General features: G+C 54.2%; 21 protein-coding genes and 1 pseudogene. 12 read left to right on the top strand and 10 right to left on the bottom strand.

What is annotated here, in order from left to right; translation table 11 throughout:
• The first annotated feature begins 13 nt into the window (after nucleotides 1-13).
• The 3 genes from M655_RS12360 to M655_RS12350 all read left to right on the top strand — a co-directional run bounded on the left by M655_RS12360 (nucleotide 14) and on the right by M655_RS12350 (nucleotide 2,349).
• On the top strand, nucleotides 14-484 hold the full coding sequence (locus M655_RS12360; protein WP_005835655.1) for a MarR family winged helix-turn-helix transcriptional regulator: 471 nt from the start codon (nucleotides 14-16) through the stop codon (nucleotides 482-484).
• Nucleotides 485-535: 51 nt separating this feature from the next.
• Entirely contained in the window at nucleotides 536-1,765 is a 1,230-nt protein-coding gene (locus M655_RS12355) for a multidrug effflux MFS transporter (protein WP_025846021.1), read from the top strand.
• A gap of 158 nt (nucleotides 1,766-1,923) precedes the next feature.
• Nucleotides 1,924-2,349, top strand: a complete 426-nt coding sequence (locus tag M655_RS12350) for a VOC family protein (RefSeq protein ID WP_026557297.1) — start codon at nucleotides 1,924-1,926, stop codon at nucleotides 2,347-2,349.
• Between the two features lie 134 nt (nucleotides 2,350-2,483).
• On the opposite strand, the gene M655_RS12345 is transcribed toward M655_RS12350, so the two are convergent.
• Nucleotides 2,484-2,840, bottom strand: coding sequence for a GIY-YIG nuclease family protein (locus M655_RS12345; RefSeq protein WP_005835651.1), 357 nt, complete (start codon nucleotides 2,838-2,840; stop codon nucleotides 2,484-2,486).
• A 272-nt stretch (nucleotides 2,841-3,112) separates the two neighbouring features.
• Here M655_RS12345 and M655_RS12340 point away from each other — a divergent pair, with 272 nt between their 5' ends.
• The 5 genes and pseudogenes from M655_RS12340 to M655_RS12325 all read left to right on the top strand — a co-directional run bounded on the left by M655_RS12340 (nucleotide 3,113) and on the right by M655_RS12325 (nucleotide 5,769).
• Nucleotides 3,113-3,592, top strand: coding sequence for a DUF6530 family protein (locus M655_RS12340; RefSeq protein ID WP_005835649.1), 480 nt, complete (start codon nucleotides 3,113-3,115; stop codon nucleotides 3,590-3,592).
• Between the two features lie 2 nt (nucleotides 3,593-3,594).
• Nucleotides 3,595-3,891: pseudogene (locus M655_RS28335) on the top strand (MFS transporter); the annotation flags it as partial.
• Nucleotides 3,887-4,117: a hypothetical protein gene (locus M655_RS28330; protein WP_007786926.1), complete on the top strand. Its 231-nt coding sequence runs from the start codon at nucleotides 3,887-3,889 to the stop codon at nucleotides 4,115-4,117. The pseudogene M655_RS28335 and the gene M655_RS28330, both read left to right, overlap by 5 nt.
• Before the next feature lie 280 nt (nucleotides 4,118-4,397).
• Nucleotides 4,398-4,721 carry a hypothetical protein gene (locus M655_RS28325; protein WP_025846027.1) on the top strand — a complete coding sequence of 108 codons (324 nt, stop codon included), beginning with the start codon at nucleotides 4,398-4,400 and terminating at the stop codon, nucleotides 4,719-4,721.
• 1 nt (nucleotide 4,722) lies between these two features.
• On the top strand, nucleotides 4,723-5,769 hold the full coding sequence (locus tag M655_RS12325) for a vWA domain-containing protein (protein ID WP_235694684.1): 1,047 nt from the start codon (nucleotides 4,723-4,725) through the stop codon (nucleotides 5,767-5,769).
• Nucleotides 5,770-5,906: 137 nt separating this feature from the next.
• On the opposite strand, the gene hfq is transcribed toward M655_RS12325, so the two are convergent.
• The 9 genes from hfq to miaB all read right to left on the bottom strand — a co-directional run bounded on the left by hfq (nucleotide 5,907) and on the right by miaB (nucleotide 17,384).
• Nucleotides 5,907-6,146, bottom strand: coding sequence for an RNA chaperone Hfq (gene hfq, locus M655_RS12320; protein WP_005835647.1), 240 nt, complete (start codon nucleotides 6,144-6,146; stop codon nucleotides 5,907-5,909).
• Between the two features lie 29 nt (nucleotides 6,147-6,175).
• The gene (gene miaA, locus M655_RS12315; RefSeq protein WP_005835646.1) at nucleotides 6,176-7,135 is read right to left on the bottom strand and encodes a tRNA (adenosine(37)-N6)-dimethylallyltransferase MiaA; all 960 of its coding nucleotides are present in this window, start codon (nucleotides 7,133-7,135) and stop codon (nucleotides 6,176-6,178) included.
• Complete coding sequence (locus M655_RS12310; protein WP_025846033.1) at nucleotides 7,132-7,917, bottom strand: class I SAM-dependent methyltransferase; 786 nt, start codon at nucleotides 7,915-7,917, stop codon at nucleotides 7,132-7,134. The genes miaA and M655_RS12310 overlap by 4 nt, the downstream gene beginning before the upstream one ends.
• 369 nt (nucleotides 7,918-8,286) lie before the next feature.
• Entirely contained in the window at nucleotides 8,287-10,647 is a 2,361-nt protein-coding gene (gene mutL / locus M655_RS12305; RefSeq protein ID WP_026557299.1) for a DNA mismatch repair endonuclease MutL, read from the bottom strand.
• Between the two features lie 25 nt (nucleotides 10,648-10,672).
• On the bottom strand, nucleotides 10,673-13,246 hold the full coding sequence (mutS, locus tag M655_RS12300; protein WP_026557300.1) for a DNA mismatch repair protein MutS: 2,574 nt from the start codon (nucleotides 13,244-13,246) through the stop codon (nucleotides 10,673-10,675).
• Nucleotides 13,247-13,331: 85 nt separating this feature from the next.
• The gene (locus M655_RS12295) at nucleotides 13,332-14,600 is read right to left on the bottom strand and encodes a putative amidoligase domain-containing protein (protein WP_007786911.1); all 1,269 of its coding nucleotides are present in this window, start codon (nucleotides 14,598-14,600) and stop codon (nucleotides 13,332-13,334) included.
• Nucleotides 14,601-14,727: 127 nt separating this feature from the next.
• Nucleotides 14,728-15,288, bottom strand: a complete 561-nt coding sequence (cotE, locus tag M655_RS12290; protein ID WP_005835636.1) for an outer spore coat protein CotE — start codon at nucleotides 15,286-15,288, stop codon at nucleotides 14,728-14,730.
• Nucleotides 15,289-15,425: 137 nt separating this feature from the next.
• Complete coding sequence (locus M655_RS12285) at nucleotides 15,426-15,869, bottom strand: YlbF/YmcA family competence regulator (protein WP_005835634.1); 444 nt, start codon at nucleotides 15,867-15,869, stop codon at nucleotides 15,426-15,428.
• A 3-nt stretch (nucleotides 15,870-15,872) separates the two neighbouring features.
• The gene (gene miaB / locus M655_RS12280; RefSeq protein ID WP_005835632.1) at nucleotides 15,873-17,384 is read right to left on the bottom strand and encodes a tRNA (N6-isopentenyl adenosine(37)-C2)-methylthiotransferase MiaB; all 1,512 of its coding nucleotides are present in this window, start codon (nucleotides 17,382-17,384) and stop codon (nucleotides 15,873-15,875) included.
• Between the two features lie 463 nt (nucleotides 17,385-17,847).
• Here miaB and M655_RS12275 point away from each other — a divergent pair, with 463 nt between their 5' ends.
• From M655_RS12275 to cbpB, 4 genes are all read left to right on the top strand, one after another.
• Complete coding sequence (locus tag M655_RS12275; protein WP_026557301.1) at nucleotides 17,848-19,080, top strand: S-layer homology domain-containing protein; 1,233 nt, start codon at nucleotides 17,848-17,850, stop codon at nucleotides 19,078-19,080.
• Between the two features lie 164 nt (nucleotides 19,081-19,244).
• Entirely contained in the window at nucleotides 19,245-20,087 is an 843-nt protein-coding gene (locus M655_RS12270) for a lipoate--protein ligase family protein (protein ID WP_005835627.1), read from the top strand.
• A 53-nt stretch (nucleotides 20,088-20,140) separates the two neighbouring features.
• Nucleotides 20,141-21,280, top strand: a complete 1,140-nt coding sequence (locus M655_RS12265; RefSeq protein ID WP_007786904.1) for an acyltransferase — start codon at nucleotides 20,141-20,143, stop codon at nucleotides 21,278-21,280.
• Between the two features lie 212 nt (nucleotides 21,281-21,492).
• Nucleotides 21,493-21,969, top strand: a complete 477-nt coding sequence (gene cbpB, locus M655_RS12260; protein WP_005835623.1) for a cyclic-di-AMP-binding protein CbpB — start codon at nucleotides 21,493-21,495, stop codon at nucleotides 21,967-21,969.
• Nucleotides 21,970-22,151 lie beyond the last annotated feature (182 nt).

Below are 22,151 nucleotides of genomic sequence, written 5' to 3'. Positions count from 1 at the left end.
CGGGGGTACTTTGGTGGAATTTGATTATTCTACTGCTTTGACACATGCGATGGGCCATGTGATGAAGCTTCATAAGAAAAACGTTGAATATCTCATTCAAAACTACGACGTCTACCCAGGGCAGCCGATTCTCCTGATGCGTCTCGCCAAAACAGACGGCTTGATGCAAAAGGAGCTGGCCCGACGTATCCAGGTAAAACCCGCAACGCTTACGGTCATGATTAATCGCATGGAAAAATGCGGGCTGGTTGAACGGCGCGCCGACGAGCGCGACCAGCGCATCTCCCGGGTTTTCCTCACCGACAAAGGGCGGCTGGCGACAAAAGCCGTCAAGGAAGCGCTGCGCATTCTCGAACTGAAATGCTTCGAGTGCTTTACAGACGAAGAAAAAATCGTCTTGCAAGGCATGTTGGAAAGAATGCACAACAACCTGCAAACCTTTTACCTGGAAAATACGGAGCCATCTGCTGAACCAAACGAGTAGCCAGGTGTTGTCGCTCTCCCCATTCCACAAGAGAAAGGTTTGAACATTGCTTTGAACCATGTAGCCAAAGAACTGGATTCCTCGTCACTTGCCGGCAGCAAGTCGCGCCGTCTGTGGATCGCGACCATTTTAGGCTCCCTCTCGGCATTCGGCCCGCTGTCGCTGGACATGTACTTGCCGGCTTTGCCGCTGCTCGCAGATGACCTGCATACGAGCACCTCACTGGCCCAGCTCAGCCTCACCGCTTGCCTGATCGGGCTTTCGGTCGGCCAGCTTTTTGCCGGACCGATCAGCGACGTGCGCGGGCGGAGAATGCCGCTTTTGATCGGACTGATTTTGTATGCCTTGTCTTCTTTTTTATGTGCGGTTGCGCCTTCGATTTACACGTTTGTCTTTCTTCGTTTTGTTCAGGGGCTGGCCGGCTCGGCGGGGATTGTCATCGCCCGCGCGACTGTTCGCGACCTGTATTCCGGGACCGAGCTGACCAAATTTTTTGCCCTGCTAATGCTCATCAACGGGATCGCGCCGATTGCCGCGCCGATTGTCGGCGGTCAACTGCTGGAATTTACTACCTGGCACGGCGTCTTTGTCGCGCTCGGGCTGATCGGTGCCATCATGCTGCTTGTCGTCGTGCTTGGCCTGCCTGAGACGTTGCCCGTCCATCGCCGCTCCAAAGCCGGGATTGGCAACACGCTGAAAACGTTTGGCGGACTGCTGAAAGACCGGGTATTCATGGGCTACGCCTTGTCGCAAGGCTTGGTCACAGCCGCGATGTTCGCCTACATTGCAGGCTCGCCGTTTGTCTTCCAGAAAATTTTTGGCGTCTCTCCGCAAGGCTTCAGCATGATTTTCGCCATGAACGGGCTCGGAATTATTATTGCCAGTCAAATTACCGGAAGGCTCGCAGGAAAAGTCAAAGAAACGAAACTGTTCGTCACCGGCATCTCGCTGGCCGTAGTCGGCGGTGTCGCCCTGCTCGCTATGATCTTGCTCCAGGCCGGGCTGGTCGCTGTCCTCGTTCCGCTGTTCTTCGTCGTATCGAGCGTCGGGATCGTCGGTGCGACAGGCTTTTCGCTGGCGATGCAAAACCAGAGCAAGGCCGCAGGCAGCGCTTCTGCCCTGCAAGGTCTGCTCTCCTTCATCAGCGGCGGAATCGTCGCGCCGTTGGTCGGGATTGGCGGAGAAGGCACAGCCGTTCCGATGGGGATCGTCATCGCGCTCGCTACACTCGGCGCCATCCTCTGCTACCTCCTGATGATTCGCAGGAAGACGGCGGCATAAAAAGCTTTTCCTGCCAGACGAGGACGCTTTGCCAGTCCTCGGTTTTTTAACCCCCTGTTTACGAACAAACGTTCTTTATGGTACAATCTGGATATGGAGAAGCCGCTGCTTTTGCTCCCTCCATAAACAAGCCCATATCCCAAGGAGATGATTCCTCAATGACTTTGCGTTTGATCCCTTATCTCGTCCTGAACGGAACAGCAAGTGAAGCAATCGCCTTTTACGAACAAGCACTGGGTGCCGAAGTGCTGTACAAGCAGACCTTTGGCGAAATGCCGGAAAACCCTGAGTACCCTTTGCCTGCGGAAGCGAAAAATCTCGTGGGACATGCCACCCTCAAAATTGGCGAGAGCCATCTGATGCTTTCCGATACGTTCCCAGGACTGCCTCACCAAGTAGGCGATCAGGTGACCATTTGCATTTCCATAGGGGACAAAGCTGATGCGGAGCGCATCTTCGCCACACTCCAAGAGGACGGGCAAGTACATATGCCTCTGCAAGAGACATTTTTCAGCCCTGCCTATGGCAGTGTGCGCGACAAGTTCGGTATCACCTTCCAGATTTTTACTGAAGACAAGCAATAACTGCTCCTTGGCTTGTAGATTGTAAAGGGCCAGACCAGAGGGCCAGTCGAAACGCGCGAAAACGTGTGTAGACTGGCCCTCGTTTATTTTGGCGAGCAAACTCGGTTAGCTACGGAGGCACCGCGCCCCTGCTGCTACTGCTTTTTCTTCTGGTGATATCCGCGTTCTCCGTACGGCTGAAGCTTGTCGAGCCATTTTTGCTCCATTTTCTCAAGCTCCTCCTTTTCGTCAAAGTATCCCTCTTCCTTCTTCTTCAAAACCTCCAGCACTTCGCAGACGAACGCCTCTTCTCCGTACTCGTCCCACTCGCTTTGAAGCTGTTTGTTCATATGGGAACCGAGTTTAAGCGTGAACAGCTTTCCGTTCATCGTTTTCAGATTGCGGGTGCTGCAAATCCACACTTTTTGATTTCGGGTGTTTTTAATTTGATACACCCCTGCCTCTGTCTTCGCTTCTTTAAACGCCTGTTTCAGTTCATCTTTCCGCTTCATGGTTTCTCCTCTCTTTTCGCGCCGCTACACCTGTAGCCTGTATTCGACTTCCTGTGCGATTTTCGAACATCAGCTTCGCCTGGCTTCCGTCTCGACAAAGGAGACGGACCAGGAAACCGGGAAGAAAAAAACAACAAACATTTTGCTGTTTGGTTTGTATAATAATAAACACAAAACAAAAATGTTTGTCAATCCTAACAAAAAACTGTTGCTTCGCGATGAAATCTCCGCTACACTTTGCAGTAATTTCGAAAAGGAAAGAGGGAAAGAAAATGAAACTACCAACTACTTCACAACACAAGCCTGTCGTCGTGTCAGAAAACTACGATCGGGTTGACGGCCATTCTGCCAGAAATACGGATGTCAAAGCGCTTTCGCTTGGCTTGGCTGCGAAAAACGACACCGGCAAAGCCGCCATCGCTGCCAAAGCATGGAAATCCACAGGCGAAGCCTGGTCGACGGAATCGGAGGAACTCCCGCTCCATCGCATTCTCGATCTGTCGCTGCTCGTTTGCCGCACGTTGAACCATTTTCGCGAGGCATACAGATACGAGCATTTTTACGACCCGCAAAAGCCCGTTATCGACAGGATTGCTCTGCAAGGCGATGCGTTGAACGTGGCGATCTGCACGGACAATGACACGCTTCATGACGATATCAAGCAATTCAGCCGCGTGTTGAGCGAAGACGATGAACTGATAGGCGAACGTCTGCACGCATTAGCGAGACTATTAAAAGATATGGGGTATTGACATTGTTCAGGAATCCTGATGTACGAACGATTATCCTTTCCCGCGTGCTGTTGCAGTTGGGCATCTGGGTCCGGAATTTTGCCGTTCTGCTGTTCGTAAGCGAATGGACGAACAACAATCCTGTTTACGTATCGCTGATCTCGGTCGCAGAGTTCGCTCCGATCTTTTTGTTTGGGCTGATTGGCGGAACTTTTGCCGATCGCTGGCAGCCAAAGCGGACGATGGTCTGGAGCGATCTACTGTCTGCCCTGTCCGTGGGTGCGGTGCTGCTCGTGCTGATGAACGGCGGGTGGATTGCTCGTCCGCAACACGGAAGGCGCCTTGATCGGCCGCGTATCGGGCACGATCACGCCTGTTTTCATGGGGATGATGGTCATCGGCATGTCCGTGTCCGGCTATCTCAAGGAGATGTTCTCCCTTGGCGCGGTCTATGCCGCAAGCGGAGGATTCATTTTCGTCGGTGCGGCTCTGCTGCTCCCCCTCGTCGTGGAGAAGAAGCGCAGGGGCGAGAATCGCACCACATAACTACGATTCGGAGGAAAAGAAAATGACGGAAAACAGTCTCTATCATTTGTCACCGGACAGACAGTTGACGGATAATGAAGCATTTGTTGAAGCTTGCGGCGGAACAAACCGTGGGGGAAAATGTCGAGTACCGCTTTTACCCTTCCGAAATCGTCAGGGCCTATCAAAAGGGATATTTATTGGAAATTCAGGAACCGAACGTTATTCGTGACGCTGCGGTGTTAATGACGTTAAACTCTGCCCTGGAACTGGATGGCAGCCCGGTTTTCATGACGAGAAGATGCTGGCCGTATTGGCGGATGTGATTCTGCTTTTGGACAAAACCGCACGGGCTAACGCGATCAAAGGCGTGGCGGGAATGCGCTCCTTCTTCTACTGGGCAGATGCCATCGCCAGCGGAGCTTCCGCAAAACAATCGCTTTACCACAAGATCATTTACAAAATAACGACCGACTCGGAAGAAATTCGGCTTCTGGAAGAAGCACTTATCCAGCAAGGATTATTCGCCAGCTTAGAAGCAGTCTCTCTGGAGCTAAAAAAAACGAGAATCTCCGGATGCTATCGAAATCAAGACTTCGGGAGAAATAGACGACACGGCTTTTGACATGGACAACGGCTTGGCTGAAAAAGGAATCGCCCTGAAAAAATCAGCCGACAGCGACGACAACGGCTCTTCCTATATGGCAGATGATTTTGCCCATACAAAAACCTCCACTTCGGGAGCTCCCCGCTATCATCAGGCCAATCCAGCGCCTTTGCAGGAGGATGAAAAACAAAAGGAACGCGACTTCCGTAAAAAGCTGAATCAAGCGGCAAGAGAAGTCGTTGCTGATTCCATCCATAAAAAAGTAAAGCTGATTGTGCACCGTCCGGACTACGATCAGGAGGACCAACAGGAATACGTCCGTCTGAGCAAAGAACTGATGCCGATCGTGCAACAGCTTGCCAGAAAAACAATGCCCTACCTGGAGCATGAGCTGGCTTCCGACTTTTCGCGGAATTGTTACTATGGCAGCAAGTTTCAGGCAGACAGCGTCGCTTACAGGGATTACAAATATTTTGCCAAAAAGCGCCCGCCCGCTGAATCCCCTTCGCTGGTAGTGGGCCTAAGGGTAGACGAATCCGCCTCCATGTCTGCCTTCGGGCGATTGGAAGCAGCCAAGCGGGCCGTCATCGCGGTGTATGAATTTTGCCAGCTCTGCCAGATTTCTGTTTTGATCTTTGGCGATACCGCGGATGTTTCCCGCTTGGAGCAAATGTCCATCTTCGCCTATGTAGACCTGGACAAACCGGACGCGAGCGACCGTTTCCGACTGATGCAAATTCGCGCCAGAAGCAATAATCGCGATGGAATGGCTCTGCGAATTATGGCGGAACGGCTGGCCGCTTGCCGACAGCAGACCAAGCTGCTCATCAGCATCAGCGACGGGCAGCCGAAAGCGATGGACGACTATACCGGAAGCTATGCCGTTGCCGACATGAAGCAAACGATCCAGGAATACGAACGGAAAGGAATTGCCTTTCTTGCCGCCGCAATCGGCCAGGACAAGGAGGTGATTAGCGGCATCTACGGCAAGGAACGTTTTTTGGATATGACCAACCTTCACGAGTTCCCTGCCAAGCTTGTGCGGATGATCGCCCGCTATCTGTAGCTTTTCATAAACAGGTTTGCCGCAAAGGCTTTCCGTGCAGACGCTGAAAGCCTTTTGTGGCGCCTTTTCCTTTTGGTTTCTAAAAGAAAAAACCAGGACTTCAAGAGTCCTGGCTGGTGGGCAGAGCGTTTTGCGATTTATTGCTGGTTGTTTTCCGAAGACATGAGCGATACAGGGCGTTGCGGAGTGAAAGTGGAGATCGCATGCTTGTATACTAATTGTTGCTTGCCTTCGCTATCAATCACAATCGTGAAATTATCGAACGCTTTAATATACCCGCGCAATTGAAATCCGTTCACAAGGTAAATGGTAACCGCGATGTTTTCTTTCCGCAAATGATTCAAGAACGTATCTTGAATGTTGATCGTCTGTTTCATGTACACTACCCCCTAAAAGGACTTGTATGTTATATATTCGGCAATTGTTGAAACTTTCCTGCCAATATCTGCTTGATAGTTTCCACGGACTTCGCTTGACCAGCCGGATCGGTCATGTCAAACCACTGCACTTCCGGGATGCGGCGGAACCAGGACAACTGCCGTTTGGCAAAATGCCGCGTCCGCTGCTGGATGTCGTTGATCGCCTTTTCCAGCGTAATTTCGCCGTACAGGTAAGGGATCAACTCCTTGTACCCCAGCCCTTGCATCGACACCATGGAAGCGTCGTAGCCTTTGTCCAAAAGCCCGCGCACTTCCTCGACCAGCCCCTCTTCGATCATCAGTTCGACGCGGCGATTGATCCGTTCGTACAGCACGGCACGCTCCATCGTGAGTCCGATCATGACGAGATCGTACGGAGAGTGCTGCGCCCGCAGTTGAAAGTCCGACATTTTGTAGCCCGTGCTTTCGTATATTTCCAAGGCGCGAATTACCCGTTTTACATCGTTCGGGTGCAAGCGCTGTGCTGTAATCGGGTCAACGTCAGCGAGCCTTGCGTGCAGCGCTTCCACGCCTTCCGCATCTGCCAGACGCTGCAGCCGTTCGCGCAGCTCCGGATCTTGGGCGGCTTGCGAAAATTGAAACCGATGGGTAACCGATTCTATGTAGAGACCCGTACCGCCTACGATAAAAGGAAGGCGTTCCCGTTGGTTGATCTCCGTAATCAGCCGGGTGGCGCTTTCCTGGAACAAGGCGACAGAATATTCTTCGTCCGGATTTTTGATATCAATGAGATGATGCGGCACCAGCGCCAGCTCGGCAGGCTCTGCCTTGGCCGTCCCGATGTCCATGCCGCGGTAGACTTGCATGGAATCCCCGGAAATGATCTCGCCGTTGAACTGCTGGGCCAAATCCAGACTCAGTTGGGTCTTGCCGACTGCTGTCGGGCCGATGATGACGACTAGCTTTTCTTTCTGCTGCAAGGTCACTCCCCTCCACCTGTCTCTTTGTAGCTGTACACGACCTGTTGGCCGCGGGAGCGAAATGGAACGAAGCCAAAACGCTCGTAGATTTTGCCTGTTTTTCCTTCCTTCATAACCACGCGTCTTCTCGCTACGCGGAGCGCTTCTGAAATGGCCTGCTCCGTCAGTGGTTGCGGGTTGGCAAACTCGCGCACTCCTGCGATTCCTTGCGAGCTGTGAACCGTCATTTCAAACATGGGATCGAAGTAAACGACGTCGAAAGAGCGGCTCGGCAATCCCTGCAAGACTTCCAGATGGTTTTCGCACCGCACTTCAATACGACGCATGGCTCTCTCCAGTTGTTCCGAGTCAGACGCCCAGTGCTTGAGTCCATCTTCGACCATGATAGCAAGCACTCGTTCAGATTCGATGCCGACCACTTTCCCCTCTGCTCCTGTCGCATGGGAAAACACAATCGCATCCGCCCCTAGTCCGAGCGTGGCATCCAACACTTCATCCCCTGGTTGAATTTGGCAAGCAACAAGCATAGTATCAGTATCGCCGCGCATCAGCCGCTTTATACGAAAAGCCGCAGTGTTCGGGTGAAAAAAGAACGGCTTTTTCCCCGGCACCTCCAGGCGCGCTCCTTGCGCAGAGACGACCAATACTTCGTCGTCGCCATGCCGTTTTCGTAGCTGGCTGAGGGAAAAGTCACCGCGTCTCACTACAGGTACGCCAAACGCATCGGCCAATGCCAGCGCATGGCGCAAGGTGTCCTCAGCAGGCTCAAGTCCCGTCGTTACGATCACGTATCCGCTTTCCTTTCCGTGTGTCTGCGTCCTGTTGGACGGAAACTCTTTTATTGTAAGCAGGATTAATTTGGCGGTCAAATAGAATCTGTACCAAACTTTTGTCCGATCACCTGCTATCATATCACGTTTTCTTCCGCCAGTTACGGGCTTGTGAATTTTTTTACAAGGAGAAAACAAAGCGGTCTGCCGACAAGCCATAACAAAACCTTTATCGCGGCCATCTCAAGGATGAGCGAACGCGTTTTAGCGGAAGGTTATTCTTGCTGAATCGGGTTGTTTGTTCTTGCCGTTTATGCTTTCCGATTCAGTCAGAAAGACCCCCTAGAGCATCTAAGGGGGGTGTTTGCTTCGCGTCTGTGCGCTTGCCTACATGACGCGCTTGAACATTTTCTCCAGATCGTAGCCGCTGAAGTGAATGACGATCGGTCTGCCGTGCGGGCATGTAAAAGGACTGCTCGTCTCGCGCAGTTGGTTCAGCAGGCTTTCCATCTCTGCGTGCGTCAAATAGCGGTTGGCTTTGATCGAAGCTTTGCACGACATCATGATCGCGGCTTTTTCCCGCATCTGGACGACACTAGCCTGTCCGTGCTCGCCTGCTTCCAGCACAAACTGGATCAGCTCCTCGATGACTTCCAGCTCGGCTCCTTCCGGGAACCAGTGCGGGTGCGCGCGCACGATAAACGTTCGCCCGCCGAAAGCTTCGACCTCCAGGCCAAACGACTGCAACAGCGGCAACCGTTTTTCTAGCCGCGCTGCCTCTGCTGCCGTCACCTCGACGGTATGCGGGAACAGCATCATTTGGCTCGCGACGCCTTCCTCGGCCAGCTTGGCCATGAAGTATTCATAAAAAATCCGCTCCTGCGCCGCGTGCTGATCGACCAAATACATCCCCGTATCGTTTTGCGCCACAATGTACGTTCCGTGCACCTGTCCGACCGGGTACATGACGGGAACAGCCGACGTAGTAGTTTCTTCGTTGGCTGGTGCTGCTGGAGTTGCCGCCTGGCCTTGCTGTTCGCTTGGCTCGTCAAGCCGGGTGACGTCAGCTTGGGCCCATGCTGCGCCCGTCGGCGGTTCCGCTGTCCCTGCCTGTGCGTTTATCGGCTGCGCGACTGGCTCCGTTTCCTCGGCTCGGTTGAGCGGCTGGAAGCGCTGAGACTGGAGCTGCGGCTGTTGCTGAACCGCTTCGGGCTGTGCGTGGGTTTCGGCTGCAGCTAGAGTCTGGGCATTCGTCCCAGTCCCAGCTTGAGCCTGGGCTTGGTCTAGGGCTTGGGCATAGTCTTGCTCGCGATATTGACCATGTTCGTTCCCTTCGCCGACACCCGCAGACGCGCTCCCCGTCGCTGCCGCAGCTTGTGTCCCCGTATGCCCTGCTGCCTCCCCGCCCCCAACACCAGTTTGCAAAGCTTGCTCTGGACGCGGATAGGGCGAAGCGGCCTCGTGTACCGTTTTCTTTTCCGTCTCCTGGAAAGACAGGCCGGCAGGAGAGAGAGGGTTTGCAGGACTTGCCGCGTTGGCCAGGTGTGCAGGGCTTGCCGCGTCTGCCATGCCCGCTGGCTGCCCCGCCTGCGCCTTGTTGCTCTCCTGCTTCGCCATCCATTCCTGCAACCTCGGACTAGCCTCCAACAGCGAGCTTTTCTCAATGGCTGGCTTCGTAAATGTCAGGTCAAACTGCGGCTGCACGACTTGCGTGGAGATTTTCGCTTTTGGCTGGGTCGCCATCGGCCGTACGATCCCCAAGCCTTGGCGCAACGTCGTTTTCACCGACTGCTCGATCGCGCTGCACAGTTCGTCTTCCTTGCTGAAGCGCGCCTCCAGCTTGGCGGGATGCACGTTGACGTCCACCAGCGTCGGGTCCATTTCAATTTGCAGCGCGACGATCGGAAAGCGTCCAATCGGCAGCAGCGTGTGGTAGCCGCGCATGATCGCGTTGTTGAGCGAGTAGCTGCGAACGTAGCGGCCGTTCACCAGCGTCGATAAATAGGAACGGTTCGCCCGCGTCACCTCTGTCTTGGACAAAAAGCCGTCCCAGCGAAAATCGAGCGTCTCTCCCGAAATCGGCAGGAGCAGTTTGGCTACCTGCACGCCGTAGATGGCCGCCATGACGTGCAGCAGCTTGCCGTCGCCCGTCGTTTGCAAAAGCGTCTTGCCGTTGTGGGTCAACGTAAAAGAAATGCCGGGATGCGTCAGCGCCAGTCGGTTGACGTAGTCGGAAATGTGGCCGACCTCTGTGGCGATCGACTTCATGTACTTCAACCGGGCAGGTGTATTGAAAAACAGGCTGCGGACGCAAATCTCCGTCCCCTGCACCGCCGCCGCATCCGCCACCTCTCTGACCTCGCCGCCTTCCACCAGCAGCCGGGTGCCGATCTCGCGGCTCGAACGGTTGCTGGTCAGCTCCATCCGCGAGACAGCCGCGATACTCGGCAGCGCCTCGCCGCGAAAGCCGAGCGTGCGAATCCGGAACAAGTCCCGCGGGGTGCTGATTTTGCTCGTCGCATGCCGTTCCAAAGCGAGCAGGCAATCGTCCCGATCCATCCCGTGTCCGTTGTCGACGATGCGGATCAGCTCCAGGCCGCCTTCCTCCACATGAATCTCAATCGAGGTGGCGCTAGCGTCAATCGCGTTTTCCACCAGCTCCTTCACGACAGAAGCCGGACGCTCCACCACTTCGCCTGCCGCAATCATATTGGCGAGCTGCTCATCGAGCACTCGAATGTTTCCCATGAGCTCCTCCCCTCTGCCTATCGTCCTATCGTTTTTTCAGTTGCTGCTTCCATGCATACAGCTTCATCATTGCGTCCATCGGGGTCGTCGCGTTCAAATCCAGCTCGCGCAAATCGCGCAAAATCTCCTCTTCCTCCGGCGACAACAGCGATACGGGCTCCTCGCGCACGGCGGCAACCGGGGCCGACCATAATGTTTCCAGCGACATTTGCATGTCGGCTGTCGCTTGGCTGCCCGCCTCCAAGCCCGCCAAAATGCTGCGGGCGCGCTCAATGACCCAGACAGGCATTTCCGCCAATTCAGCCACGTGGATGCCGTAGCTTTTATCTGCCCGGCCTTCCTCAATCTTGTGCAGGAACAAGAGCTTGCCGTCCCGCTCCTCGCAGCGGGCGTTCACATTGACGACGCCCTTCATCGTGTCAGCCAGCCCCGTCAGCTCGTGATAGTGCGTGGAAAACAGCGTCTTGGCTCCGATTCGCTGGCAAATGTACTCGATGACCGCCTGCGCCAGTGCCATCCCGTCGTACGTGGACGTCCCGCGCCCGATCTCGTCGAGCAAGATCAAACTTTTGGCAGTCGCCTTTTGCAGCGCGTGCCTTGTTTCCAGCATTTCCACCATGAACGTACTGTGTCCGCCAACGAGGTCGTCGGCAGCGCCAATTCGCGTAAAAATCTGGTCCACAATCGACAGCTTCGCTTCTTTTGCAGGCACGAAGCAGCCGATTTGCGCCATGACGGTAATCAGTGCGATCTGGCGCATGTAGGTGCTTTTCCCCGCCATGTTCGGTCCAGTGATGAGCAGAACCTGGCGACTGTCCTGGTTCATCCGCACGTCATTGGCTACGTACTTCTCCCGCTCCAGCACGGCTTCCACGACAGGGTGGCGTCCGTCGACGATGACGTATTCGCCGTCGTCTGCGAACTGTGGACGCACGAAGCCGCGCTCGTCACTGACCGTAGCAAACGCCTGCAGCACGTCTACAGAAGCGATTCGCTCGGCAAGGCTTTGCAAGCGCGGAATATGTCCGGCGATCTCGCTGCGCACAGCCGTGAACAACTGGTACTCGAGCTCGATCATCTTTTCTTCCGCTTCGAGGATGAGCGCCTCGCGTTCCTTCAGTTCGGGCGTGATGTAGCGCTCGGCATTGGCGAGCGTCTGCTTGCGCTCGTAGCGTCCCGCAGGCACGTTGGCGATGTTCGACTTCGACACTTCGATATAGTAGCCAAACACTTTGTTGAAACCGACTTTCAGCGAACGGATGCCTGTCGCTTCCCGCTCGCTCTGCTCGAGCTGGGCAATCCACGTCTTCCCGTCGCGGCTTGCGGAATGCAGCTTGTCCAAATACTCATCGTAGCCGGTGCGAATCATCCCGCCTTCGCGCACGGAGATCGGCGGATCGTCGACGAGCGCCGCCTGCAAAAAGCTGACCAGGTCCGCGCATTCATCCATGCCCTGGGCCAACTCCTGCAACACCGGGGCATTCGTCTGGCTCAAGTGCCGTTTCAGCTCCGGCACTGCTTCCAGCGACAAACGCAACTGGATCAGGTCGCGGGCATTGGCGTTTCCGTACGAGATGCGGCCAGCCAGCCGCTCCAGGTCGTACACGTTGTCCAGGCAAGTCCGCAGATCGGAGCGCAGCAGCAAATCGCTCTTGAGCGCTTCGACGGCATCCAGGCGGGCATCCAGCTCTGCACGTCCGAGCAGCGGCCGCTCGATCCATCTGCGCAACAGCCGTCCGCCCATGGCGGTTTGCGTCCGATCCAACAGCCACAGCAAGGAGCCTTTTTTCGTCTTGTCGCGGATCGTCTCCGTCAGTTCCAGGTTTCGTCTGGAAAAGCCGTCCATTTGCAAATATTGCTTGCTGTCGTAACGTTTCAACAGCCGCATATGCGCGAGACTGCGCTTTTGCGTCGTCCCGATGTAGTAGAGCAGCGCATTGACGGCTGCGCGCATAGCGACGTCCAGCTCTTTTCCCGCTTCCGGGTACTGGCTGTCCACCGCAAACGCATCCAGTTGCTGGCTTTCCACGACCGTTGACGGCAAAGACGTTTTCGGCAAGGAATCAAAGCCGAAGAACACCAGTTCTTTCGGACGGTATTGCAATGCCTCATCGAGCGCGGCCTCCGTCTGTCCGAGCAGGGAGGTGACGTACATTTCCCCTGTACTCATGTCGCAGGCTGCGATCCCTATGCGGCCGTCGAGGGCTGCCAAGGCCGCCATGTAGTTGTTTTCCTTGTCCGTGAGCCATTTGCCCTCCATCATCGTGCCGGGCGTAATGACGCGGGTCACTTCGCGGCGAACGACCCCTTTTGCTTCTTTCGGGTCTTCCACCTGCTCGCACACCGCTACTTTGTGTCCTTTTTTCAACAGCTCGGCGATGTAGCCATCTGCCGAATGGTGCGGGACGCCGCACATCGGGATGCGTTCATCCCCGCCACCGTCGCGCCCTGTGAGCGTAATCTCCAGCTCGCGGGACGCGAGGATAGCATCGTCAAAAAACAGTTCGTAAAAGTCGCCTAAGCGGAAAAATAAGAAAGTATCCGGGTACTCTTTTTTGATAGCCAGATACTGCTGAATCATCGGGGTATATTGCGCCATTTTTTTCTTCTCCTAGCCTTCCAATCTCGACGCTATTATACCATGATCGCGCCACGATGTTGATGTTCGATTCCAGTTGAAAAATTCAATGCAAGTTCCACGCGCTCTTCAGATCCAAGTCAGAGAGCCACACGTCCCCGCGCAACAGGCAGGAAAAATACGCTTCCAGATGAACCCGCGAAAGCGAATAGCCCGGCAGTTCCCGCAACTCGTTGCGCACCTGTCTGACGTACGGTTCCAGCGTTTCCTTGTCCCCGCGGTAGTACGCCTTGACCAGCGGCAACTGCAAATGCGGTGTCGCTTTCAGTTGGGCGTGGCTCGTGATGACCAGTCTGGCTAAATGCAATATTCCCCGCGCCACGACCGGATGCACGAGCCAACTGGGCAATGTCCGATACTCGAAACCGTACGCCTTTTCCCGCACGTCGCCCAAAAAGCCGTAGCGTTGCCGTCGCAACACGCAGCCGACGTCCTCGATCAGCACGAGCGGCAACGCGAGATAGGCGTCCAGCTTCCGCCGCAAGGAAAAAGTAGGCGACACTCCGCTAAAGTGAATGTGCCCGCCAATCGGATAGCCAGGAAACGGCATCCCGCCCGCCAGCCACTCGATCTCTTTGTTGGCGATTTTTTTCATGGCGAAAATCAATGCTTCATAAATATGAAGAAACAGCTCATCGGGGTCTTCCGACGGGGCAGGGCGAAGCTCGGCTACCGGATGCTGATGCAGCGCCAGGTCTTCCCGGTAGCGTGTCGTATCGCAGCCGACCGTCCCGTTAATTTTCAAAAAATCAGAGGCGAGCGCCATTTCCCCCGTTGCCCTGCGCAACGAAAACTCCGGGTCGGCGCCCAGTTTGTTCAGCTCCTGCGGCTGCTTGCGCATGCGCTCCTGCCACCAGTCGCGCGCACGCTGCATGTAGCGATCCGCCTTCTCTGCCGGCCAATCCGGCGCCACGGAAACCACCTTCGCCCGGTGAGCAGATGCCGCTATGATCGTGACTTGCCCCGCTTCCGCTCCGACAGCATACAAGCTGCGGACAGCCAGCGCTTTGACCATCTGCACCTCCGGATCGGTGGACGGAAACGGAATCGGCTCGTAGTCAGGCTCCTCCAGACGATGCAACAGCCATTGCGGATGCTCCATGCTCCGCACCACGTCCAGCACCAGGTCCTGATAGAGACAAAGCTTGTAGGTTCGCCATCCGGGAGGCGCTGTTCGTCCCGTAGCCACAGGCAGCCCGCTCAGCTTCAGCAACCAGCGTCCGACCTCGGGGCGGTGCAAAAAAGCGACCGCTTCTTTGGCGTTGGCTGTCATTGGCTGCGATGCGGCGCTCTCCTGCAACCCTTCTCGTATCATGCTCTCCACACTCCCATGCTGTATTCTTCGATATCTTATGTTTGCGCCCAGGGAAGAGTGAGAGCGTAGACGCTTGCCGGTTTTTCGCCGCGAAAAAAAGAAAAAAGAGGAGATGAGTCTCTCCTCTTTAGTCAAGCTCGTCGAGCATGGTGGCTGAATCAAAGTCGTCAAATTCGTCGCTGTTTTCTTCATAGTCACCAATCATGTGGAAGTCTTTGTCATCGCAGTTGTTGCAGACGACTACGCAGACTTTGGTTTCTCCGATGATTTCTACGGCAAATTCGCTTTCAACCCTGACTGTGATGGTGCCTCCAGCACTCAACTCGGCTTTTACGCACTTCGGCTGTTCCACGGCGCGAGCGACAATTTCCAGATCGCCTCTGCAGTTTTTGTCGAAGAACGTAAGCGGAACGAGTACGGAGAACTTGACAGTTTCCCGCTTGACTTCGGTTTGCGTGTTATTTGCAAACGAGAACCACAGGTTGACGTCATACGTACCAGATACTTCAACCGCGTCTCCGACTTTCTCTGCCTGGAAGTTCGTGTTTATAATCCAGCATCCGAGGATCGTCGAAGGAGTTTGCGACGGTATGATGGTGTGGGTGGTAGTAGAGAATTTATGGCCTTTACCGCAGACAGCTTTCGCGATGAGTTCCCGGCACTGTAGATCTTTGTCTGTACCCGACATTTCGTTACCTCCTCCATACAACGTTTCTGTACATTTGTATGCAGGGCATTCGGCTAGGGTGCAAACACCCACCTGAAATTGGGTATCTTGTTTGGAAAACTCCATCGCGTCAGCGTCTTTCGCGTCTGCCGCCTGCCTTACGAGCAGCAGCCGCCGCTATGTTTCTTTTCCGGCCCGCCGCCGGTTTCGCCTGTCAGCGGATTTCCGCCTGTATCCAAAATAATACGCTCGGATACGGTGTTCGTGATGACATTCGTCACCATTTGCAAAAGATCGTTCACATCCACCTGGGATTGCTTGAACTCCGTTACGATCGGAATCGAGTCCAGCTCCTCGTGCAGCTTGTTGTACTCTTCTTCGACTTTTTTCACCAGTTCCGGCTTATTGATGGATTCAAACATGACCATCTGCTTTTGCTTTTGCTTCAATTTATCAATCAAGTCTTGGACGCGCTCATTGTGCTTGATTTGCAGTTCCGCGCGTTTGAAAAAATCGACTTCATTGGTGCGCGAAATCATCGCAGCCAGCTCGCGCGCTTTGTCCAGAATCTCTTTTTGTGTGTACAAGTTTGTTTGTTCCATATTCTACACCTCGACTTTGGTAACGAGTTCGCCGTGAAGCGTCCACGTTTTGGCATCTGTAATTTTGACGTGGACATACTCGCCGATCAACGACTTGTCTGCGGTAAAGTGAACGAGCTTGTTCGTCCGCGTGCGTCCTGCGAGTACATCCGGGTTGTTTTTCGATTCGCCCTCGATCAGCACTTCCAGCACCTGATCTTGCAGCTTTTTGTTTTGCTCCAGACCGATGCGGGCCAGCACTTCATTCAAGCGGTAGAGGCGCGCTTTTTTCACTTCCATCGGCACGTTGTCTTCCATGACGGCGGCCGGCGTCCCTTCCCGTGGGGAATAAATGAAAGTATACGCCGAGTCGTACCGGACCTCTTCGACCAGGGAAATCGTCTCTTCAAACTGCTCGTCGGTTTCGCCCGGGAAGCCGACAATAATATCTGTAGAAAGAGAGACATTCGGAATCGCGGCCTTGATCTTGCGCACCAGCTCCAGATAGTGCTCCCGCGTGTATTTGCGGGCCATCCGCTTCAAAATTTCCGTGGAGCCGGACTGAACGGGCAAATGGATTTGCTCCACCAGGTTGCCGCCTTTTGCCAGCACCTCAATCAGATGATCGTCGAAGTCGCGCGGATGGCTCGTCGTAAAGCGAATGCGCGGAATGTCGATTTTGCGGATCTCGTCCAACAGATCGCCAAAGCCGTACTCGATGTCGTCAAAGTCTTTTCCGTACGCGTTGACGTTTTGACCGAGCAGCATGATTTCCTTGAAGCCTTGGCGGGCGAGATCGCGCACCTCGGCGATGACGTCTTCCGGACGGCGGCTCCGCTCTTTGCCGCGCGTATAGGGCACGATGCAATACGTACAGAACTTGTCGCAGCCGTACATGATGTTGACCCATGCCTTGGTGTTGCCTTCGCGCAGCTTCGGCATGTTCTCGACGATGTCGCCTTCCTTGGACCAGACCTCGATCACCATTTCCTTGCTGAACATCGCATCGCGCATCAACTGCGGCAGGCGGTGAATGTTGTGCGTACCAAAAATCAGGTCCACCTGCTGGTAGCTTTTCAAAATTTTGTTGACGACCTTCTCCTCCTGCGACATACAGCCGCAGACGCCAAGAATCAGGTTCGGGTTGTTGTTTTTCAGCCGCTTCATGTGGCCGAGTTCGCCAAACACTTTGTCCTCCGCATTTTCACGGATCGCACAAGTGTTGAACAAAATGACATCGGCCGCTTCTACCTCGTCTGTCGAGGTGTAGCCCATCTGCTGCAAAATGCCTGCGATCGTCTCGGAGTCGTGCTCATTCATCTGGCAGCCGTACGTGCGGACGTGATAACGCTTACCTTTTCCGATCTCGCGCATGTCTTCCGGAATCGCGAAATCGTAGTGCACCTGCACTTCTTCTTTTCCCCGCTTTTTCGCATCCTTCAAGGATGGCGGCTGAAAGTATTTCGCATAGTCCGCCGTTGTTTTCGGAGACTTGGCGGATTTTAAGTCCGGAGTCGCCACTTTCGATTCCGTCATCATGTATCACCTCAGCTAGTAATTTCGTTTAATGAGTCACCAATAAACAATTATAGCATTTTGGAGGATACAAAAGCTAATGCATAATGAGGCAAAAAATGTACGAAACGGCCATGACTGCACGATTTTCTCGCGGCTGCCAGACCGGGACGGATCGGCTTTCGCCATGCCCTGCACGAAAAGCTGACCGCCGTGCCGAAGCCGGGATAGCGGGATAGCGAAACGGCTGCCTGTCGGACCGCGAAAAATCGTCGCGGTTGTCAGCATGCCCTCGTCCCTTTTGCCTGCGCTCTCCCCGCCTTTTTCCCCATTTACGCGCGACTGGCTCCCTTACGTTTTTGCAGACAACCTCCGTCTTTTTTCCTATTTTGCCCTTTTCGCCTTGTCCTGTGCAACATTCCAAACCCAGACGTCGTCGTAAGAAGCAGCTACCAAAACCACGAGCCATATTGAGGAGGTCAGCATGAAACGAGCATTCGCCTTATTTTTATCGGTGTTGATGTTCCTGACTGCCATCCCTTTTGTCAGTGCCGCTTCGACTCCGTCGTTCTCAGACGTTCCGCGTAGCCATTGGGCCTACAAGGAAATTACAGAAATGGCTGAAAAAGGGATCATCAAAGGATACGACAACCGCACATTCCGTCCGAACAACCAGGTGACCCGCGCAGAGTTTGCCAAAATCATGATTGCGGCAGCCGATGTGGACATCCAGAAAAGCTCTGTCACCCAGACGTTCAAAGATGTTCCGCGCTCCCACTGGGCATTTTATTACGTCGAATACGCCAAGCCGTACCTGACTGGCTACAAATCCGGCTCGACCTACACGTACAAACCGGATCAGCCTGCAGTCCGCGAAGATATTGCGATCGCACTCGTTCGCCTGCTTGGCTACGACAAAAAACACAAAGCCGATCTCGATCAGCTCAAAAAGTTCCGCGACCAAGGCGAAATTTCGCCAGCTCTGCGTCCGTACATCGCCATCGCGCTGCAAACGGACCTGATGAAAGGCTACAACAACTATTTCCGTCCGCAGGACCCGATCACCCGTGCGGAAGCTGCTTCCTTGCTGTACCGCGCCATTCTGGAGCGCAAAGATGACGAGACAAAAGTCGTCTTCCCGGATCCGGAACCGCCAAAGCCTGAGCCAATCAGCATCAGCGACGCTTTTTCCGCCGCTGACCTGAAAAACTGGGATACGAAAAAGGCTACAGGTAGCTGGGGCGTCCTTAACAAGCAAGTAACGGCTGTCTCCATTGACGATGATGTCGATCATTACTTCCTGCCGCTCATCTGGAACGAGTCGGCCAAACCGGAAAATTACGAGTTGAGCGTCGATGTCAACGTCTCCGGTACAGACGGCCTCGCAGGTCTGTACTTCAACGGCAAAGACGGCAAAGCCAATGTCGTCTTCGTGCAAAAAGACCGCGTCGTTCTCGGCAAGGTTACCGATGTTGAAAAAGACGACATCGAAATCATCGCATCCGGCTCCTACAAGCTGAAAGCGAGCAACAAACTGAAGGTAGCTGTCAAAGGCAACACCGTTTCGATCTACGTCAACGATCAATATTTGTTCGGCCAGCAACAGGTCAAGCAGGAAGGAACGAAGCTCGGCCTGTACATCCAGGAGGACGCAACCAAAGAAGCGCCTCGCAAAATGACCTATCTGGACAATTTCAGCCTGAAAGAAGTCAAATAATGTTCCTACACCCGGCGCGCACGAGCTTGCATGTCGGGTGTTTTTTTCTCCGCACTCGCCTGCAAGCTTTTCCCATCCAGAAAAAAGGCAGGCAAAAACCTAGAAATGTACGCAGTTCAGTTGTATAATGGTAGCTACTCTTGTCCTGTGAAGGAGCCTTTTTTATGTCATTTTCTGTCAATCAGCCTTTCCACTGGATGGATTCGGGCGTCTATCGGGGCCAACCGCTCGAACCTTTGGCTCGCGACGAAGCATTGGCAGCCGGTATGCAGGCCGAATCGGCCGTGCCGGTCATCCACCTGTGGGTGTACGATCAGGCCCTGTATTTGGGCCGCAGAGACGCGAGGCTGCCCCATTTGGAAGAGGCTTTGCGCCAGTTTGGCCAGGATGGCTTCGGATGTGTGCTGCGTTCGTCCGGCGGCGCCTGTGTCCCGCTGGATGCCGGTGTTCTCAATGTCGCCTGGCTTTTGCCAGACACGACGATTTCGATTGATTCGTTTTTTTCCTTTGTGGCCGAAATGCTGCGGGTCGGACTTCGCGATTATGGCGTGCTGGAGTTTGGAGAAGTTGTCGGCTCCTACTGTGCCGGAGAGTACGATTTTTCGCTGCACGGCAAAAAAATCGGCGGCATGGCGCAGCGTCGTACCCGCTACGGGTCCATTTTGCAGATTTGCATTAATATAGAGGAAAGGCCGCGCGGGGAGTGGATGGAGCGCTTTTACGCGATCGCCGGGCTTGACGAGATGGAAGCCCACAAGCCGATCCCGACCATCGTTGGCTCGACAGTCGGAAGCATTGCTGGGCTGACGGGACAGCCTACGACGGTCGACGACGTAAAGGCGCGGCTGTTCGCTGCGATTCGCTCCCAGTGGCCCGCACTCCCCGTTCCTTTTTCTGTACAGGATGAGTTGCTGGCGGAGTCAGAGCACCATCTGGCTAACCGTTTGCAGCTTTTCTCCTTTACCGCAAAAGAACTGGCTACACCGCAATGGCGTTTGCCCAAGTAAATGGTTCCATCTGTTTGACAGGTGGTGCAGCCGGTGAGACTTTGGGAGGATTTATGAATAGCGATCGAAAGGGGACGTTTCAGGATCTGAATGCCCTTTTTGTTTTTGGAGCACTGACCGTACTTGCGATTCACATTCTCGGTTTTTTCATTGAAAATCAACAGGACTACCCGTGGAACGGCGAAGTGGAGGCCGTCCTGCTCATCTTGCTGCGCTTTGGGCGCTCCCTGTTTATTTTTGCCACGGGGCTGCTGCTGTTTTACTGGTACCAAAAGCGGGAGTTGGACTGGGCTGCCTTCTGGAAAAAGCGCTGGCGCACCATCGTTTTGCCCTACGTCATCTGGACCGCGATCTTTACCGGATTCAAGCTGCAAACCGTCGATCCTGTCGTTTTGGCGGCGCCGTTTTTCGAAAGCCTGTTTACGGGCAGCGCGTTTTACCATCTGTACTACATTCCGCTCTACCTGCAGTTGAATTTGCTGTTTTGCCTGTTCAAACCGTGGTTTGAGCGATTGTTAAGCTTTCGCGTCCTGGTGGTGCTGTTCGTCGGACAGATCAGCCTGTACGTCCTGTACAAGTACTTGTTTATCAACCCGCTTTGGGAAATCGACTGGACGGCGTCTCCTGTTTTTGCCTTCGTCGAACACACCTATGTAGCCGGGCAAAACTACGTGCACATGTACATCTTTACGTTTGCTCTCGGGGCGTATGCCGGCTTGAACCTGGAAAAATGGCGCGCGTGGACCTGGCGTTTGCAAGTGCCAGCCTGTATCGTGACGCTGGCGACCGCTGCCTGGATTGCCTACGAGTACTTGAACGGCACCGTCTCGTATTACGACAGCCTGAACATTTTCAAACCGCTCTACTTGCTCTACACGGCGAGCTTCCTGGTGAGCTTCTACTCGCTTTCCCGCTACCTCGGGAAGCTGCCCAAGCTCGGCCAATGGCTATCGCGCATGGCCCGGCAAAACATGGCGATCTACATCGTCCACCCACTGATCCTGTTTTTGCTGGAGAGCTACGTCATTTTCCGGCTGGATTGGTCCACGCCGCTCATCATGCTCGCCATGTTCGTGATTACGCCGCCGCTCTGTATTTTCTTGTACGAACACACGCTGTTCTCGTACTGGACGGGAGGCAAAGGCAAACCGAAGTCCAAGCCGGTCTACAAAACGGAGGTTTACAAGGCGTAGCGCCTGCTTTCCTCCAAACTCCTAATGTAAAAAAGAAGCCGTTCTTGCATACTAGAACTAGGGACAATTGTTCCACACCTCGATTCTTTGCCCGGCAAACTGCCGGGCTTTTTTCGTTCACATCTACCGCTGGCCTCTTTCTTACGGTATCATAGAAGAGGATCACTGGCGGCGTGTAGCTGCCGTAGACGACAGAAAAGGTGGTCGATCTGATGAATCAGGATATCCCATTGTTACATACTCCGATCAAAGAGCTCATAATCGCGTCCACAAAAGTTGCTCATGTGCAATTAGGAAATTCGCTTGAGCACGCCCTGCTCGTTCTCATCAAATCCGGTTACTCGGCCGTCCCGGTGCTGGACCACCAATACCGTTTGCACGGGTTGATTAGCACGAACATGATTATCAACAAATCGCTAGGACTTGAACGCTTTGAACTGGAAAAAATCTCCGAGTACGTCGTCGACGATGTCATGGACACAAAAGTGCCGCGCCTGCACGATACGGATGAATTTTTGAAGGCGTTGGAAGTGTCCATTAACCACCCGTTTGTCTGTATTGCAGATGCCGACCATTACTTCCAAGGAATTTTGACGCGCAAATCCATTTTGGCCCTGGCTTATCGCCATTTTCGCAACCTGCCCTATCCATTGGCCGAGAACCAGCAGCCCCAACAAGAAAAAGCGTAATACCGCATGCAAAAAAGACGGAGGCCCGCGCCACCGTCCTTTTCTTTTCGACTCTCCGCTCTCAAGCTTACTCGTTGCGATGATCGTGCTTCAGGTCGCTTTCCTGCCATCCCCGCTGTTCTCCTTCGTCAGTGAGCACATAGCCGTGCTGTATCACTTCGATCTTTATTCGTCAATCCACA

This window comes from Brevibacillus sp. NSP2.1 (genome assembly GCF_000470975.2).
In the GTDB taxonomy this organism is placed as follows: Bacteria; Bacillota; Bacilli; order Brevibacillales; family Brevibacillaceae; genus Brevibacillus; species Brevibacillus agri.
This window is presented reverse-complemented; position numbering and strand designations above follow the sequence as displayed.